Source organism: Mesorhizobium sp. Root552 (assembly GCF_001427285.1).
Classification (GTDB): Bacteria; Pseudomonadota; Alphaproteobacteria; order Rhizobiales; family Rhizobiaceae; genus Mesorhizobium.
The window spans coordinates 26759-42826 of the sequence record NZ_LMFV01000061.1; the positions used below are offsets into that span (position 1 = coordinate 26759).

General features: G+C 62.4%; 13 protein-coding genes and 2 pseudogenes. 4 read left to right on the plus strand and 11 right to left on the minus strand.

Annotation, left to right across the window (positions count from 1 at the left end; translation table 11 throughout):
* The 10 genes and pseudogenes from ASD50_RS24020 to ASD50_RS19380 form a co-directional block, all read right to left on the minus strand.
* On the minus strand, positions 1–791 hold a 791-nt coding region (locus ASD50_RS24020), incomplete at both ends, for a formate--tetrahydrofolate ligase (protein WP_244484585.1).
* Position 792: 1 nt separating this feature from the next.
* Positions 793–1286: pseudogene (locus ASD50_RS24025) on the minus strand (formate--tetrahydrofolate ligase); the annotation flags it as partial.
* 1 nt (position 1287) lies between these two features.
* Positions 1288–1518, minus strand: a pseudogene (locus ASD50_RS19345) (formate--tetrahydrofolate ligase); the annotation flags it as partial.
* Positions 1519–1664: 146 nt separating this feature from the next.
* Positions 1665–2831, minus strand: coding sequence for a DUF2333 family protein (locus ASD50_RS19350; RefSeq protein WP_056244916.1), 1167 nt, complete (start codon positions 2829–2831; stop codon positions 1665–1667).
* Positions 2832–2852: 21 nt separating this feature from the next.
* A complete protein-coding gene (locus ASD50_RS19355; RefSeq protein ID WP_056244919.1) occupies positions 2853–4151 on the minus strand; it encodes a DUF6638 family protein in 1299 nt (432 codons plus the stop codon).
* Positions 4152–4187: 36 nt separating this feature from the next.
* Positions 4188–6101 (minus strand): AAA family ATPase, encoded by a 1914-nt coding sequence (locus ASD50_RS19360; protein ID WP_056244922.1) that lies wholly within the window; start codon positions 6099–6101, stop codon positions 4188–4190.
* A gap of 152 nt (positions 6102–6253) precedes the next feature.
* Complete coding sequence (locus tag ASD50_RS19365; protein WP_056244925.1) at positions 6254–7399, minus strand: hypothetical protein; 1146 nt, start codon at positions 7397–7399, stop codon at positions 6254–6256.
* A gap of 212 nt (positions 7400–7611) precedes the next feature.
* Complete coding sequence (locus ASD50_RS19370; protein ID WP_056244930.1) at positions 7612–8700, minus strand: hypothetical protein; 1089 nt, start codon at positions 8698–8700, stop codon at positions 7612–7614.
* Positions 8701–8860: 160 nt separating this feature from the next.
* Complete coding sequence (rpsU, locus tag ASD50_RS19375) at positions 8861–9133, minus strand: 30S ribosomal protein S21 (RefSeq protein ID WP_056245762.1); 273 nt, start codon at positions 9131–9133, stop codon at positions 8861–8863.
* 176 nt (positions 9134–9309) lie between these two features.
* Entirely contained in the window at positions 9310–9918 is a 609-nt protein-coding gene (locus tag ASD50_RS19380) for a thymidine kinase (RefSeq protein WP_056244933.1), read from the minus strand.
* 210 nt (positions 9919–10128) lie between these two features.
* On the opposite strand from ASD50_RS19380, the gene ASD50_RS19385 reads away from it, so the two are divergent.
* The 4 genes from ASD50_RS19385 (at position 10129) to clpS (ending at position 13671) form a co-directional block, all read left to right on the plus strand.
* A complete protein-coding gene (locus ASD50_RS19385) occupies positions 10129–11073 on the plus strand; it encodes a choline ABC transporter substrate-binding protein (protein ID WP_056244938.1) in 945 nt (314 codons plus the stop codon).
* A gap of 88 nt (positions 11074–11161) precedes the next feature.
* Complete coding sequence (choW, locus tag ASD50_RS19390) at positions 11162–12016, plus strand: choline ABC transporter permease subunit (protein ID WP_056244941.1); 855 nt, start codon at positions 11162–11164, stop codon at positions 12014–12016.
* Complete coding sequence (choV, locus tag ASD50_RS19395; protein WP_056244944.1) at positions 12013–13194, plus strand: choline ABC transporter ATP-binding protein; 1182 nt, start codon at positions 12013–12015, stop codon at positions 13192–13194. The genes choW and choV overlap by 4 nt, the downstream gene beginning before the upstream one ends.
* Before the next feature lie 153 nt (positions 13195–13347).
* Positions 13348–13671 carry an ATP-dependent Clp protease adapter ClpS gene (gene clpS, locus ASD50_RS19400; RefSeq protein WP_056244946.1) on the plus strand — a complete coding sequence of 108 codons (324 nt, stop codon included), beginning with the start codon at positions 13348–13350 and terminating at the stop codon, positions 13669–13671.
* Between the two features lie 131 nt (positions 13672–13802).
* Here the strand turns inward: clpS and ASD50_RS19405 are convergent, their stop codons facing one another.
* The gene (locus ASD50_RS19405; RefSeq protein WP_056244948.1) at positions 13803–15878 is read right to left on the minus strand and encodes a hypothetical protein; all 2076 of its coding nucleotides are present in this window, start codon (positions 15876–15878) and stop codon (positions 13803–13805) included.
* Positions 15879–16068: the final 190 nt, after the last annotated feature.

Below are 16068 nucleotides of genomic sequence, written 5' to 3' on the forward strand. Positions count from 1 at the left end.
CCCTCGGCGATCTCGACCACCTTCTTCGCAAGCTCCTCGATGCCGGCCGAGCCATGCGCCCAGTGCTTGCACAGGATCGCTTCCGCACCCTGCTCCTTGACATAGGCCTTCAGCGCYTCGATCTCGGCWTCGGTGTCGGAATAGAAGTGGTTGATCGCAACCACCACCGGAACGCCGAACTGGTGCACGTTCTCGATGTGGCGGCCAAGGTTGGGGCAACCCTTCTTCACCGCATCGACATTCTCGGGCCCGAGGTCCTCCTTCTTCACCCCGCCATTCATCTTCATGGCGCGGACAGTGGCCACGATGACGGCGGCGGCAGGCTTCAAGCCAGCCTTGCGGCACTTGATGTCGAAGAACTTCTCGGCGCCGAGATCAGCGCCGAAGCCGGCCTCGGTCACGACATAGTCGCCGAGCTTCAAGGCGGTGGTGGTGGCCATCACCGAGTTGCAGCCATGCGCGATGTTGGCGAACGGGCCGCCATGCACGAAGGCCGGGTTGTTCTCGAGCGTCTGCACCAGGTTCGGCTGGATGGCGTCCTTCARMAGAACCGCCATGGCGCGRTGSGCCTTCAGTTCACGCGCAAACACCGGGCTCTTGTCGCGGCGGTAGGCAACGATGATGTCGCCAAGCCGCTTTTCCAGGTCCTTCAGGTCCTTGGCAAGGCACAGGATCGCCATCACTTCCGAAGCGACGGTGATGTCGAAGCCGGCCTCGCGCGGATAGCCGTTGGCGACGCCGCCCAGCGACACCACGATCTCGCGCAGCGCCCGGTCGTTCATGTCCATGACNACGGTGATGTCGAAGCCGGCCTCGCGCGGATAGCCGTTGGCGACGCCGCCCAGCGACACCACGATCTCGCGCAGCGCCCGGTCGTTCATGTCCATGACGCGGCGCCACACCACGCGGCGGGTGTCGATGCCGAGCTCGTTGCCCCAGTAGATGTGGTTGTCGAGCAAAGCCGACAGAAGGTTGTGCGCACTCGTGATGGCGTGGAAGTCGCCGGTGAAGTGCAGGTTCATGTCGTCCATCGGCACGACCTGGGCATAGCCGCCACCGGCAGCGCCACCCTTCATGCCGAAGTTCGGACCAAGCGAGGCTTCGCGAATGCAGATCACCGCCTTCTTGCCGATGCGGTTCAAGCCGTCGCCCAGGCCAACCGTCGTCGTCGTCTTGCCTTCGCCCGCAGGCGTCGGGTTGATCGCCGTAACCAGGATCAGCTTGCCGTCCTTGTTCTTCTGCACCGACTTGATGAAGTCGGCCGAGACCTTGGCCTTGTCATGCCCNCGTCGTCGTCTTGCCTTCGCCCGCAGGCGTCGGGTTGATCGCCGTAACCAGGATCAGCTTGCCGTCCTTGTTCTTCTGCACCGACTTGATGAAGTCGGCCGAGACCTTGGCCTTGTCATGCCCGTACGGCAGCAAATGCTCGCTCGGGATGCCGATCTTCGCGCCAATCTCCTGGATCGGCTTCTTCTTCGCTGCGCGCGCTATCGAGATGTCGCTCTTTACTTCCGCCATGGCTCAATTCCCGTTTTAGATGTCGTCGGCTGAGGGTGTTGTCGAGGGGTCGCGCATAGAAGCGCGACCGCACTTTCGCCGCCATCCCAAAACAGGCGCGGGATGCGCGGAAAACGACAGCATGTCGCAACGGCATAAGTGCCGGATCAGCGATCCAGCACCGACCTCAACTCCACGATATTGGACCGCACCTGCAACAGGTTGAAGCCCATCGTGGCAAGATGCGAGGGGAAGAAGGCGCTCGACTCGTTGCCGTTGGAGATGATCCACGGCTGCACGTCGAGCGAGTTGCGCAACTGCTGCTCCATGCGCGTCCAAAGTGCCGTCAGGTTACGTTCGGCGATGATGGCCGCGAAGTCGGAGCGCGCCGCCACCAGCACGCCGTAATAGGCATAAAGCTGGCCATAGGCGAACCAGAAGCGGTCGTCGGCGCGCAGGTCGAACCAGCCGGCGTCCGACGCCTCGATGCGGGCGCGCAGGATATCGGAGGTGGAGCCGATGTCGCTGGCGATGCGGTCGAGGAACTGCATCAGATTGTCGGCGCGGGCGTCGAAGGTCGCCTGGCATTTTTCAAGGCTGGAATTGAAGCCGCGCAGCTTGCCGATTGCCTCGCGGTAGACGCTGGGCGTCGGGCGGGTCGGGCCGCGCCAGCCGACATACCAGGCATCCTCGTTCCAGGCGAGCGCGGTGCGGGCGTCCTGCAGGTTCTGGTCGATCTGCGAAGTGCCCCGCACGCGGCCCAGCGTATCGACCAGTTCGGTGGTGGTGCGGCGCATGACCTGGTTGATGCCGAGCTGGAAGGCTGCCTTGTTGTCGAAGAAGGGCGTACGCCGCCATTCGATGCCGAACAGGCCGATCTTCGAGATGACCATCGACGAAATCCAGGCGTTCTGGTTGACGTTGAAGTCGATCAGGTCGGCGGAGACGGCTGCGATGGCCGAAGGCTTGCAGCTTTGCGGCGCCTGCGCGGTCGTGGTGGCTGCGCTGCTGGCCTGCGAGGTGGTGGCGGAACTGTTGGCCACGTTGGGCACCACCGGGTCGCCGGCTAGCGTCTTGCTTGTCTCGGCCGCCAAGGCGTTGGGGTAGTCGGGATTGAAGTTCGTCCACCACTGGGTGACGTAGAAGAAATAGGCGTAGAGGCCGATGATGACGATCAGCGCTGCGCCCACGATCGCCTTAAGCGTCCAGCCGCGCTGATTGTACCAGCGGCCCGCCCACATGAATGGCCACAGGATGATGCCGATGACGAAGCCGATGCCCCGGCCGACGAGCTGGAACACCTTGGTGACGAAGTTCACGATCGGATCAAGCATGACGTTTCACCTCGCATCGGTTCAATCGGTCAGACCGTAGAGGCGCGTGCGAAACGCCACCTTGTCCTTCAAGTATGTGGTTTTGAGAATGTCCACAACATGCTCGCGCCAGGGTTGGCTGAAACCCTCGTAGTCCTTGTAGAAGCCCTGCTTGTTGAAGACATAGCGCGAGACGAAATCCGATGGAACGAAGTCCGAGATCAGCCGGTTGGTCAGCCATGCATCGGGGTGGTCGGGCTTGGCGCGCACCACCAGAAAGCGCTGCTGGGGAAAGACATCTTCCAGCCTCAACTGCCCGACCTGCCTGATCTCGCGCTTGGCCGCGTTGAGGAAGGGGAAGTTGCCGTCGCGGTTGATCATGTCGGCGTTGCTGTGCATCCAGGTCTGCAGCCAGACCTTGTCCGTATCGGAGAGATTGCGCTTTGGCTCAGCCTCGCGGATCAGGCTGCGCACCACCATTTCGGCGCGGTGTTCCAGATAGCCGGAGGATTCGATCCACGAGGCGCGCGGCAGTTCGATGCGCCCCGTGCCCGCCAGGAAGCGGAACACCTTGTCGGCATCGTGGATCGACAGGTAGCTGACCTGCCAGGGCCGCGAGCGGCGGAAGCCGGGCGCCGCCGGATCGCCGATGACGGTGGTCGCGTCGGGATCGACGAACACGTAGAGCCCGCCGAAATGGCTGGTCCAATAAGCGTTGTGGCGGAAAATCACCTGGTCCGGCACAAGGGTGTTTTCGCGGATGTCGCCGCACACCTTGGCCAGTTCCACCATCTGTTCGAGCATCTTGTCGTCGCGCCAGGCATCCGGCTCCTGCTTCAAGCGGTCGACCAGCTTGCCAAGCTCAGCCGCCTTGCCTAGCACGTCCTCCGCCGATAGCACGCGGAACTCGACCTGGTTGATCGACAACAGGTCCTCGATGTCCTCGACCTTGGAGACCGAATCCTCGATCTCGCCGTAGATCACGTCCTTGATGGTCAGCGCATCGATGGCGCGCTGGTTCTTCGACATGAACTCGAACATCAGTTGTGAGGTGTTGGAGAAGGCCGTGTGCACCACCGGCAGGTCGCGCTGGCCGGGAGTGAGGATGATGAAGCGGCGGTTGATGCCGTTCGGATCGAGATAGTCGTAGTCCTCGCACTCTTCCGCAATTTGCGGGGAAAAGCCGGTGCGGTCGATCTCGAAGCTTTTCAGCTTCGTCGCCTTCAACCCGAACGCCTTCAACGCCTTGTTGTAGCGCTCGATCAGATGCGGCTCCTCGACCGGCAGCAGGCGGCCGTAGATCAGCGCATTGTCGCGCAGAAGGGGGAACTTGGAGGACATCAGGTCGAGGCCTTCCGGAATCCGGGGCAGGTGGCACTACGCATTCCACAGCCCCTTTTTCTTCAACTCCTCCATCTCGCGCACGGCGCGTTCGCGCAGGCGGGCGTCGCGCAAAAGCTTCTCGACGGCGGAGTCGTCGGACTTGTCCGAGTAACGGAATTCGGAGTCGGCGTAGCGGTTGATTTCCTGCACCACCATGTCCATCGAGAACGGACCGCGCAGTTCCTCGATCATCGCCTTCTTCTCATCGTAGGTCTTGCGCATGAAGGCGTCGGGCGTGGCGAACCAGTCGTCCGGCAGCTCGATGTCCATGGCGCGCATCTTGATGGCGTCGGTGACGTTCTTGATGGCGCGGCCGGTAAAGCGCGGCTCGGCCTGCTTGATGCGGTGCAAGTAGTCGCCGACATCGGCCAGCGTCTTCGGCTCGCCATTCTCCTTCATGAAGCGCTCATAGACCTTCATCAGGCCGTCTTCCTGCGGCTTGTCGTGGCCTTCATAGGCATCGGCTACCGCGCGCTGGATTTCCTGCGCTGCATAAAGGTCATGCTCGCCAAGCGGGATTTTGTGATTCTTTCCAGCAAGAAGCACGAAAATATCAATGTAGTCGTTGCGCGTCTGCGGCCCGTCCACCAGCCAGCGCGCGCCGGCGCGCTGGCGCAGCGCATCGTCGACGTTCTCGGGATAGTTGGAGAACATGCCGAACGAGCAATTGCCGCGCACGACAGTCGAGGCGCCGGCAAAGGCGTCCATCAAAACGCCGGTGATTTCCTGCTGGCCGGCCGAGGCACGGTCATCTGAACGGCGCGCCGCCACCTGGTCGATGTCGTCGATGGTGCCGAACGCGATGGCGCGCGGGTTCAAGACATTGTTGATGAACTGGCGGCAGTTCTGGCCCGACTTGCCCTGGTAGGACGAGATCTGGTCGACGCCGAAATTCTCGTAGACGAAGGGATAGCCCGCGACCTGGCAATAACCGTTGACGAGGCCGGCGATCATCTGGATCAGCGTTGTCTTGCCGGTGCCGGGCGCGCCGTCGCCGATGAAGGTGAACAGGAAACCGCCGAGTTCAACGAACGGGTTCATCTGGCGGTCGAAGTCATAGGCCATCAGCATCTTGGCCAGCTTCATCGACTGGTATTTGGCGATGTGGTTGCCGACGACCTCTTCCGGCTTCTTGAAGGTCATGACCAAAGGCTTGGAGCGCTTGCCTGGGGCAACATCGAAGCCATCGAGCGTGAAGTCGTCGGCGTCGATGCGGATATGCGTATTTTCGAACGGGCCGAGCGTGCCGTCGAAGCGGCCCTTGCGCTGCAGCAGCCCGTCGATGGCGACGCGGGCGAACGCCTTGGCGCGCGTGGTGAGGTCGGCATCGTCCTTCGAGCCGGCAATGGCGCTGTCCAGGCCCGCGATGATGGACTTCACCGCGTCCTGCGGCGTGTCGAACAGGAAGTCCGGTTCGGCGACGTCGTTCGGCGCTTCGCCGTCGCCGTCGATCAACTGGGCGAGGTAGGCTGCGAAACTGAAGGCGGCGACATAGGCGGAAGCAGAAAGCAGCTTCTTGAAGCTGTTGGCCTGGTCGCCCTGCAATGGCGCGCGGGTGTTTTCCGCCCGCAGGCTTTCGAGGTCCGAGTTCTGTGCGAACACATCCGAGACGGCCAGCGCAATCGCGATGCCGCGGCGGGCACGGTAGAGCAGCGTGTGCTGCGGGATGGTAAGCAACTGGTCGTCCGGATGGACCGCGCCGACCGTCTTGGTGAACTCGACTTCGCGGGTGCGGCGCACCGAGCCGGTCGAGACGGTGGAAACGAAGCGGCGGTTGGTGCCGGCCAGTGCCGTACCGGAGGAGCTAGACGGGTCTTCCAGCACCACGATGCGGGTGATGAAGCTCTGCGCGGTTGCGCGATGCTTTTCGATATCGGCTTCCGGGATGGTGGTCAGGCCGGTGTCCATGTCATGCGCTCCGCTGCTGCTTGGACTTGTCGCGCTGCCCCTCACCCCTACCCTCTCCCCGTGAAAAACGGGGAGATGGAGGCTTCGACGTCGGCGACTCCCTCTCCCTGCTTGCGGGGAGAGGGTAGGGGTGAGGGGCCGCCCACGCGCACTCACACATCCGAAATCACCTGTCCGTTGGACAGAATGTGGACCTTGTAGCCGGAAAACACCTTCTGCACTTCGCCGGCGGCGTAGAGCGCCTGATAGGCTTCGTGCGGCACCAGCGCGTGGTTCTCGTAGCTCGATACGCCCTGCCGTGTCGCTTCAAGGTCGTCGGTGTTGATGAAGAATTCCTGCGTGGTCTTTTCGCTGGAGAACAGCCCCTTGCGGCCCGGCTTCTCGCCCTTGGAGTAAACTTCCTGGATGGTCCATGTGAGCAGCCAGGCGTTTTCCGGCTTGCGCACCTTGGCCAGAACCTCGCTGACGGTCGAATTGTTCTCGGTGATGCCGGCCGTATAGAACGGCCCCAGCACCACGCGGCGCAACTGCTTGGGGTGCAGTGTCTCGAAGTCGCGGTCGAGATTGACGGCAATGGTCATCGGCGCCAGCGAATAGGCAGAGTTCTTTTCGGTGAAATCATCGAACTTGTGCGCCAGTTCGGGATTGAGCAGGCCTTCCACCGGCAGCGGGATATCCACCTTCTCGTTCAGCTTGCCGTCCTTGATCACAAGCTGGCGCACCATGGCCTCGGTCGAATCCTCCACCGTGACCATATAGACCACCGGCAGGTTGGCGGCGCCGTCGAACGCGGCCCAGTGGACGAGATAATAGGGCAGGCCGGACTTCGGGTTGACCGAGACCTTGACCGTTTCGGAGAGCGAGAAGGGGCCGAACGTCTCCTCGCTCTTCACGTCCTCCAGATAAAGCCGCTCGGCCATCGACTTCTGCAGCGCCTTGGGAAACTCCTTGCGGCGCAGGATGAAGTCGGCCATTTCGGCGCGCAGTTCGTCGGGTGCCGGAATGTTGGCCAACCGCTGGTCTGCCTGGCGGCGGTCGTTTTCCAGTTCGAGCAGGTTCTGGAACACCGGATAGCCGCTTTCGGCGCGCGAGATGCGAAACGTTTCCTGGAACCCGAGGCGGTTGCGCCAGCAGGAAAAGGACTTCTCCAGCCGCGTTAAGTATTCGGCGACGATCCGGGCGACGATACCGTGCCGGTAGAGCGGCGAGCGGTCGTCGCGCATGAACACTTCGAGCCCGCCAAGCGCTGCGGCGATCGAGGAGAAGTAGCGCTCGGCGGCGTCGGTTTCGGCGCTCATGAGGCGACCTTGCTAAAATCCCTTGGCACCCCCCTCTGGCCTGACGGCCATCTCCCCCTCAAGGGGGGAGATTGGCGATATCCGTCGTTTCCGCCAATTTTGGAACGAAGAATGCTGAGGCGCGAGCCGCTGATCTCCCCCCTTGAGGGGGAGATGGCCGGCAGGCCAGAGGGGGGTGTAATAGGCTGCACGGAGACGACCGTACTCAAATCTTACGACTGCACGTAGTTCGAGGCGTTGTGCTTCTTCAGCACGTCGTCGAAGCGGCGGGCGAAGGCGTCGTCGGCCAGCTTCTTGCGGCGCTGGATGTCGGCGGATGCCACCATGTTCTTCTCGTGCAGTTCGAGAAGGTCGCCGATGTGCTTTTGCGAGGCCGCACCGATGCCGGCCATCGTTTCCTCGGCGGTGGTGTCGACCTTCGAGCCAAGCGTGTTGATCTTGTGGGCGACGTCCTGCTGGGCAGCTGTCTTCAACGAATCTTCCAGCGCCTTGTAGAGGACGATGCGCTGTTCGGTGTCGATGGTGAGCTTGTTGATCAGCGTCGCCTGCGCGGCGATCTGGTTGTTGAGCGAATCGACGAAGGTCTGGAACATCGAGGTGTAGCGTTCCAGCGTCTGGCTCTCGGCGAGGAGTTCCTGCTCCTTGGCCTGCTTCTCGTTGTATTCCGTCGCCAGCTTGGAGCGCTCGCCTTCGAGCTTGGTGCGCTCGGTCTGGCTGGTCGAGGCCGCAATCCTGTTTTCGATGTCGAGCAGCAGCGGGTTCAGTTCCTCGATGCGCTTTTGCGTGGCGGTGAGGGTCTCGATGGTCGACTTGCGCCGTTCGATCACCTGGCCAAGGCTGGTCTCGGAGGTCTTGTAGCGGGTGTCGAGCACCTGCTTTTGCGCCTTCAGGATGCCGACGATGGTGTCGGACTTGGTGAGCAGTTCCTGCAGATTTCCGGCCAGCGACATGTTGCGCACGCGGTCGGAACGCATGCGCTGCTGGCGCTGCTTGGAGAAGATGCCGATGAATTTTTCCCAGCCGGTGTAGTTCTTCATGCTCTCGAACTCGGCGCCAAACACGTTGGTGGCGTCTTCGAGGCCGATGATGAGGTCGGCGATGTTGCCTTCCATCACCTTCTGCTGGTTGAGCACGTCCTGGATGCGGGCATTCTCGATGTCGAAGTTCGCATCGCCGATCTTCTTGTCGGCTTCGGCCAAGGTCTCAAGCACCGTGCCGGATTGCTCGATCTTCGAGCGCATGTCCTCGACGACCTGCTTGGTCTTGGCAATTTCAGCGTCGAAATTCTGCAACGTCGCCATCGGGGCCTCCAGATTCGGCGTGGTTCGCGTTTCGCGAGCAGCGGCGAATATAGGTGGCGCTCAACTGTATGGGAAGGCGCGAAGGCCTGCGCTGAATGCAAAAACACCACGAGGCGGTAAATGAATTCGCCTCGTGGTGTTTCCGGAGTTGTAAGGCTGCCTACGATGCCGCCGATTCTGGACGGCCGGCCGGCTTGCGCTCGGGCCTTGGCTTCTTGGCAGGGCCGGCGATGAGGCCTTCGCGGATGGCCAGCTTGCGTGCGGCCTTGCGGGTGCGGCGGACAGCTTCGGCCTTTTCGCGGCCGCGGCGTTCGGACGGCTTTTCGTAAGCGCGCCGCGCCTTCATTTCGCGGAACACGCCTTCGCGCTGCAATTTCTTTTTCAGGACCCGGAGGGCCTGCTCGACATTGTTGTCACGAACGAGAACCTGCAATGATTTGCCTTCTTCCTTCTGGTGTTTGCGTGGAAAATGATCCGGGCTCAACGAGAGAGCGCCGCGAACATAGCGAGAGAATCTTATATAGGCGCGTAGCTGGCAAATTGCACGCCGCACCGGAATATAATTTCCAACCAATAGGTTAGGTGAAAATTCTCGGAAAATGAATCCGGTCAGCCGGCAAAGCCGATGAAGTCGTCGGGCGCGATGCGGCCCATTTCTTCCTCCCAATGGCGGCGGCACAGCGAGACATAGATGTCCTTGCCGATGGCAACCTGCTCGCCCTGCTTGGCGACCTTGCCGTCGGGCCCAAGGCGCACCACCATCGTCGCCTTGCGGCCGCAGCGGCAGATGGTGCGCACTTCGCGCAGGTCGTCGGCCAAGGCCAGAAGCGCGCGCGAACCGGAAAACAGGTTGCCCTGGAAATCGGTGCGCAGGCCGTAGCACATCACCGGTATTTTCAGCCGGTCGGCCACCCTTGCCAGTTGCCAGACCTGCTCTTCGTCGAGGAACTGCGCTTCATCGACGAAGACGCAGTGGACAGTGGTGTGCTCGTGGTGGGCGGCGATGCGGGCGAACAGGTCGTCGCCTTCGCGAAACATCTCGGCCTCGGCCTCAAGCCCGATGCGCGATGAAATCTGCCCTGTATCGCCCTTGCGGTAGTGGCCGGCGACGAACAGCATGGTGGTCATGCCATTCTCGCGGTAGTTGTACGCTGCCTGCAAGAGCATCGTCGTCTTGCCCGCGTTCATCGTTGCGTAGTTGAAATAGAGCTTGGCCATCGGCACTCTTTAAGCCCAAGCGGCCAGCGAAGGGAGTGGCACGGCGCTGGCTTCCACCGGAAAACGCTGCGATGTCGCTCCAAGGCTATTCCGCGCCGCCGCTTGCCATGTGTTAGTGCTTGAAACCAAACGAAAATGGTGTTTGGCTCAACAAGAAATTCAAAATTGCGCGCCTCAAGCGTCGCAAACAGCCACAATGGGAGAAAATTTATGCCGGCTTTGAAATCATTCGCCGTTTCTTTTGCTTTGGCGGCGGTCGTCAGCACGGGGGCATTCGCTGCCGAACCCGAAAGCTGCAAGACCGTGCACTTCGCCGACGTCGGCTGGACCGACATCACGGCGACGACCGCCACGACTTCCGTCATCCTGGAGGCGCTCGGCTATGCGCCGGACGTGCAGGTCTTGTCGGTGCCGGTGACCTACACCTCGCTCAAGAACAAGGACATCGACGTCTTCCTCGGCAACTGGATGCCGACCATGGAAGCCGACATCAAGCCGTATCTCGATGACAAGTCGGTCGAGGACATCGTCACCAACCTCGAAGGCGCGAAGTATACGCTCGCCGTGCCGAGCTACACCTATGATGCCGGGCTGAAGAGCTTCCAGGACATCGCCAAGTTCAAGGACAAGCTCGGCAACAAGATCTACGGCATCGAGGCCGGCAATGACGGCAACCGCCTGATCCTCGACATGATCTCGGCCAACAAGTTCGACCTCGCCGGTTTCGAACTGGTGGAAAGCTCGGAGGCCGGCATGCTGGCCGCCGTGCAGAAGGCTGTGCCCTCCAAGGAGGACGTGGTGTTCCTGGGCTGGGAGCCGCATCCGATGAACGCCAACATCGAAATGAAGTATCTTGAAGGCGGCGACGAGGTGTTCGGCCCGAACTTCGGCGGCGCCACGGTGCACACCAATGTGCGCGCCGGCTACACCACCGAATGCCCGAACATGGGCGTGTTCCTGAAGAACCTCGTCTTCTCGCTCAAGATGGAAAACGAGATCATGGGCTCGATCCTCAACGACAGCGCCGAGCCGAAGGCAGCCGCAACCGCATGGCTCAAGGCCAATCCGGATGCGATCACGCCGTGGCTGAACGGCGTGACGGCCTTCGATGGCGGCGACGCCACCGCCGCGGTCAAGTCGGCGCTGGGCCTTTGATATCCCGGTTCATCCTCTGACGGATTTCGACGGCGGCCAAACCACGTGCGTTTGGCCGCCGTTCTCGTGACAGGCACAGGAGGGGTGCATGGATCCGGTCTCGGCATTGATCGCCAGTTTCAAGATTCCGATCGGGCAGTGGGGAAAGTCGTTCTTCACTTTCCTGACAACGAATTTCGAGTGGTTCTTCGACGCGATCGCCAATGGCGTGACCTTCGTCCTGCAGGGCCTCATCAACATCCTGTTGTGGGTGCCGCCCTTCATCGTCGTGCTTTTGATCGCGGCGCTTGCGTGGTGGCTGCAACGTTCGTGGAAACTCGCCATCGCCGTTGCCATCGGCCTAGCCTTCATCATCAACCAGGGGCTCTGGAAGGATACGGTCGAGACGCTGGTGCTGGTGGTGGGCGCTGCCGCAGCTTCGATGGCCATCGGCGTTCCGGTCGGCATCTGGGCCGCGCATAACGAGCGCGGCTACCGCTTCCTGCAACCGATCCTCGACCTGATGCAGACGATGCCGACCTTCGTCTATCTCATTCCGGTTCTGATCCTGTTCGGCCTTGGCATTGCGCCCGGCCTGATCGTCACCGTGATCTTCGCAGCGCCGGCCCCCATTCGTCTCACCTATCTTGGCATCACTTCGGTGCCGAAGCCGATGATCGAGGCCGGCGAGGCCTTCGGCGCGACCAGGCGGCAACTGCTATGGAAGGTGGAACTGCCGGCGGCGCTGCCGACGATCATGGCAGGGCTCACCCAATGCATCATGCTGTGCCTGTCGATGGTGGTCATCGCCGCGCTGATCGGCGCCAACGGCCTCGGCAAGCCGGTGGTGCGGGCGCTGAACTCGGTCAATATCCCGCTCGGCCTCGAAGCCGGCCTTGCCATCGTCATCGTCGCGATCATCCTCGACCGCATGAGCCGCGTCCGCACGGGAGGCGCAAAATGACCATCGCCGTCGATTTCAGGAACGTCGATATCGTCTTCGGGTCGGATACGCGCAATGCGCTGGCCATGGTCGACAAGGGGGCCACCCGCGCCGAGATCCTCGAAAAGACGGGCAACGTGCTCGGCTGTGCCGGCGCGAACCTTACCGTCCACGAGGGTGAGATTTCTGTCCTCATGGGCCTTTCCGGTTCGGGCAAGTCAACGCTTCTGCGGGCCGTCAACCGGCTCAACATCGTCTCGCGCGGGCAGGTCATGGTCAAGGACGGCGACCGCACCGTCGATGTCGTCAGTTGCGACGACTCCACCTTGCGGCGCCTGCGCCAGAAGCAGGTGGCAATGGTGTTCCAGCAGTTCGGCCTGTTGCCGTGGCGCACGGTGGAGGAAAATGTCGGCTTCGGGCTGGAGCTTGCGGGCGTGCCTGATGCCGAGCGGCGCGAGCGCGTTGCCCGGCAATTGAAGCTTGTCGGCCTCGACCAGTGGTCGAAGAAATATGCCCATGAACTTTCCGGCGGCATGCAGCAGCGCGTCGGGCTGGCGCGCGCCTTTGCCACTGAAGCGCCGATCCTCTTGATGGACGAGCCGTTCTCGGCGCTCGACCCCTTGATCCGCACCAAGCTGCAGGACGAGTTGCTGCAGCTTCAGGCGGAACTCAAGAAGACGATCATCTTCGTGTCGCACGATCTCGAAGAGGCGCTCAAGATCGGCACCAACATCACCATCATGGAGGGCGGCCGCATCGTGCAGACGGGCGCGCCCGAAGACATCGTGCTTCGTCCCGCCAACGAATATGTGCGCGACTTCATCGCCAATGTGAACCCGCTTTCGGTGCTTACGGCATGGAACGTCATGCGCGCCAAGAGCGAGCTCGAAAAGGACAGGGGCGGCTGGGTGTGGCTCGACCGCCGCGCCACCACGCGCTTCAAGCTCGACAAGAACGACCTCGTCGTCGCGGCGGAGCGCAACGGCAATCCGGCGGTGTGGGTGTCCTGCGCCGATGTCGACAAGCAGCCGGAAGAAGTTTCGCAAGTGTTCTGGGCAACGCCCGGCACACCGCTCAAGACAGTGATGCTTGCCATGCACCGTTCGCAGACGGCACCTGTTGCCCTGTTCGACGAACAGTCGCGTTTCGTCGGCTCGATCGGCATACGCGACGTGCTGAGCGCGGTGTTGCGGAAGTAACAGAGGTTACCGGACTGATTCAGGAAAGCGCCTGAAGGGCCTGATTTCGAATCGGATTTCCCGGTGCGCGCCACCAGCTTGGACGTATGTTGCTCTTAGAGCGGTGGACGCGGACCCTTGAACTGGCCGCCGGTGATGATGAAGTAAGGCATCATGGCACCATCCAGTCCGACCATCGAGCCGACCGTCAGGCCGCGCGTTGAGACGCGGCCCAAGACCGAACGGCCGAAGCTCTACAAGGTTATCCTGCTCAACGACGACTACACGCCGCGCGAATTCGTGGTGCGGGTGCTGAAGGCGGAGTTCCGCCTCAATGCGGACCAGGCGCAGCGTGTGATGATCACGGCGCACCAGCGCGGCGTGTGTGTGGTTGCGGTGTTCACCAAGGACGTTGCCGAGACCAAGGCCACTCGCGCCACGGATGCCGGCAAGGCGGCCGGCTATCCGCTGACGTTCACGACGGAGCCTGAAGAGTAGGGGATAGCGAAGGCAGTAAGGGAATACGGCAGTAGGGCAATATGTGAGCAGCTTCGCTGCATGAGCTTGCCTAGTTGGCATTCAGGCCGTTGCAATTCCCTACTGCCCTACTGCCCTACTGCCCTACTGCCCTATCTTCCTTCCCGATACCACATTGAGCCGAGTGCAAGCAGCAGCAGGCCAAGACCGAGGAAGCCGCCGAACAGGGGCACCTGGCTGACCGCTTTGAGCACGCTGTCGTCGGTCGTCCTGAAGCCGATCCAGTCGTTGCCGGTAGCTTCGCCGCCGCCTCTGACCGGCACCACCGACGGTATCGCGATGCCGCCCGTCAGCGATGCGCTGGCCAGCCGGCGAACGCTGCCGCCCGACGCTTCGGTTGCCGGCCGCAACTTGTCGGGCGTCGAGACGACATCGGCGAATTCCGGTGCGTTGACCGGGCCGACATGGGCAAGGGCGGAAAGGTTGCCGTTGCCGACCTGATAGAGCCCGATGTCGCTGACCTCGACGCTGCCGAGGAACACGCCGGGCTCCGATTTTTCCAGCTTCACCGCGAGCGTCTTGCCGGATGGCGTGATGACCTGCGCCGTGCCCGGGTCGTCGCTCATGGTCTGGCGGCGGATTTCAAGCACCATGCCGCGCCCGTCGGCAGTCAGCCGCTCTTCCTCGAGTTCCGGCTCCTTCATCAGCCAGTGCGCGAGACGCCGGTAGAGCTGCACATGCGGTCCGCCGCCTTCATAGCCGCGCGCCCACAGCCAGCCCTGATCGGACAAAAGCATGCCGACGCGGCCTTCGCCCTTGCGGTCAAGCAGAAGCAACGGCTGGTCGTCGGCGCCCTTCATCACCACTTCGCCTTCGGGGTTCTCGATGCCGATGGTGCGGAACCACCGACCCCAACGCGGCGGCTCGCTGCCGGAGCCGTCCAGCCCACGCGTCACCGGATGGCGCTGGCCGAGGTCGGTCAGGCGCGGATAAAACGCCTTGTCGATCACCTGGCCGGTCGGCATCGCCGGAAGGGCTGCCATCAGCGGCGTGTTGGCGATGGTGCTTTCGCCGGCATATTCGGGACCGGCGGCGATCAGCAACGCGCCGCCGTTTTCGACATATTCGGAGATGTAGTCGTAATAGAGGATCGGCAGCACGTCGCGGTGCTGGTAGCGGTCGAAGATGATGAGATCGAACTCGCTGATCTTTTCGACGAACAGTTCGCGCGTCGGGAAGGCGATCAGCGACAGTTCGTTGATCGGGGTGCCGTCCTGCTTTTCCGGCGGGCGCAGGATGGTGAAGTGGACGAGATCGACCGAGGCGTCCGATTTCAGCAGGTTGCGCCACGTGCGCTCGCCGGCGTGCGGTTCGCCCGACACAAGAAGCACGCGCAGGTTCTCGCGGATGCCGTCCACCAGCGCGATGGCGCGGTTGTTGGTTTCGGTGAGCTCGCCGTCTTCCTTGGGAATGGCAAGCTCGATGATGTTGCGTCCGGCGTTGGGAATGGTGACCTGCAGCGGCATTTCCTGGCCAACAAAGGCACGCTCTACCGAGACCTGCTCGCCGTTGACCGAAACACGCACCTCGACCGGACCGGATTGCCGGTCAGTGCTGATGACGCGATAGGTCATGTCGAGCGGCTTGCCGACAAGGCCGAAGCGCGGCGCTTTCTCGAAGCGGATGCGGCGGTCCTTCTCGTTTTCCTCGCCCGTGATGAGAGCGTGCAGCGGCGCGTTGAATTCAGGTGCGGCACCCGGCGCGTCATGCACCTGGCCGTCGGTGATCATCACCGCGCCGGCAATGCGCGACGGCGGCACGTCGCGCACCGCGCTTTCCAGTGCCGAGAAAAGCCGCGTTTCGGTGCGGTCGCCGGCAGCACCCGCGTTGCCGGTCTCGACCACGCGCACGTCGAACTGCTTGAAGCGGGCCAGCCTCTCCTTCAGACCTGCCAATGCCTCATCTGTCTGCTTGCTGCGCTCGCCGATATCCTGGCTCTGGCTGCGGTCGACCACGACGGCGACCACGCTTTGGAGTGGCTCSCGCTCCTCGTCCAGCAGCACCGGGTTGAGCAGGGCTGCGGCAAGCGCCACCAATGCGGCGGCGCGGAACCACCCGCCGCGCTGGCGCAGCCACAGGCCGACGAGCGCGAGCAGCGCCAGCGGCGCGACGACCGCCGCCAGCAGTGGCCATGACAGGAGCGGTTCGAAGGACAGCGACCAGTTCATACGCAGGCTCCTTCGTAAAGGATACTGCTGGATTCACCCCCCTCTGGCCTGCCGGCCATCTCCCCCTCAAGTGGGGAGATTGAATTGGCTGCGACCGCACGGCCAATCTCAAAAGTTGGAGATATAGCGGGTGCGGTGAAGTGATTGATCTCCCCCCTTGAGGGGGAGATGGCCGGCAGGCCAGAGGGGG

Bases quoted from the DNA above. Each gene is read 5' to 3' on its own strand.
- ASD50_RS19350 (WP_056244916.1), bottom strand. From the start codon at position 2,831: ATGCTTGATCCGATCGTGAACTTCGTCACCAAGGTGTTCCAGCTCGTC.
- ASD50_RS19355 (WP_056244919.1), bottom strand. From the start codon at position 4,151: ATGTCCTCCAAGTTCCCCCTTCTGCGCGACAATGCGCTGATCTACGGC.
- ASD50_RS19360 (WP_056244922.1), bottom strand. From the start codon at position 6,101: ATGGACACCGGCCTGACCACCATCCCGGAAGCCGATATCGAAAAGCAT.
- ASD50_RS19365 (WP_056244925.1), bottom strand. From the start codon at position 7,399: ATGAGCGCCGAAACCGACGCCGCCGAGCGCTACTTCTCCTCGATCGCC.
- ASD50_RS19370 (WP_056244930.1), bottom strand. From the start codon at position 8,700: ATGGCGACGTTGCAGAATTTCGACGCTGAAATTGCCAAGACCAAGCAG.
- ASD50_RS19380 (WP_056244933.1), bottom strand. From the start codon at position 9,918: ATGGCCAAGCTCTATTTCAACTACGCAACGATGAACGCGGGCAAGACG.
- ASD50_RS19385 (WP_056244938.1), top strand. From the start codon at position 10,129: ATGCCGGCTTTGAAATCATTCGCCGTTTCTTTTGCTTTGGCGGCGGTC.
- choW (WP_056244941.1), top strand. From the start codon at position 11,162: ATGGATCCGGTCTCGGCATTGATCGCCAGTTTCAAGATTCCGATCGGG.
- choV (WP_056244944.1), top strand. From the start codon at position 12,013: ATGACCATCGCCGTCGATTTCAGGAACGTCGATATCGTCTTCGGGTCG.
- clpS (WP_056244946.1), top strand. From the start codon at position 13,348: ATGGCACCATCCAGTCCGACCATCGAGCCGACCGTCAGGCCGCGCGTT.